At 35.8% G+C, this 951-nt stretch carries 1 protein-coding gene; it reads right to left on the bottom strand.

The genetic code is table 11. The features are described 5' to 3' along the window. A partial coding sequence (locus R2S67_RS22755; protein WP_317347180.1) for an alpha/beta hydrolase occupies positions 1-518 on the bottom strand: 518 nt, incomplete at its 3' end. Between the last annotated feature and the right edge of the window lie 433 nt (positions 519-951).

The raw sequence follows: 951 nt of genomic DNA on the forward strand, positions 1-951 counted from the left end.
ATGTCATCTACCTCAGCAATTAGATTTAACGTTTCAAAGTTTAAATAGTAGTCATCAGACTGCCAGAAGTCGTTAACTTCATATAGTTCATCAGAATTTATTGAAAGTGCTTTGAGATGTTTGTTTCTTGGGCTAGCTACTTTACCTAAGTTTGCATAAACGGAGCCATTATGAGGTACGTCTAAAAAGCAAATTTTCTTAATATTATTCTCAATCTGTTTTAATTTTAGCCGTTGCAAAATTTTTTTGATAACGACGCCACCGTTACTGTGGCCAATTAGTACTATTTCATCGTGCTCTAAATCTGTCAGTTCTTGTAGTTCTGATATACGAGCATCAGCGATTTTTATTAAAGAAGGAGCACTTTTCCAGAACATCCAAAATGGAGGAGATCGATATGAGAGATGATCGACCACGTACTCGTCACCCAGTAATTTTTTAAGGTAGTCTGGAAAATTTCCCCAAGTTTTTTTGGGGCTACCTGATAATCCATGAATGAAGAAGACTTTTTTTCCCAAAATTTGCCTCATTTGTATCGAGCAGATTTTGCAAACCTGCATTGAACCTTAATACTAAACGAGTAGTATAACAGCTCTGCTGTTACTAATTCTTAGATGGCCTTAACAATAAGATGAGTTAACCAACCGGGATAAACCTGTTTCATGTACTTTAATGTTTAGGAATAAAGGCCAAATTTTTTTGGTTTCAGACAACTAAAGAACTCTGAGTACTTTTAGTAAGAAACCTCCAACAAGATCTCGAAGTGATATCATTCCGGGTTGGAGCGATTCGAATAGTGCTTATTAGAAATGTGCAAACACTTCACCTCTTCGTTGCTAACAGTGTAGTCCCAAAAGCTATCCGGTTTATATTAGTTTACTATTTAATTATTGGTTATCATTTAGCTTGGCATCAATAGCACTTTTGTATAGCTCATCAGTACTTTGCACC

Origin of the sequence: Vibrio sp. T13N, from assembly GCF_032970445.1 — a bacterium.
GTDB lineage: Bacteria > Pseudomonadota > Gammaproteobacteria > Enterobacterales > Vibrionaceae > Vibrio > Vibrio diabolicus.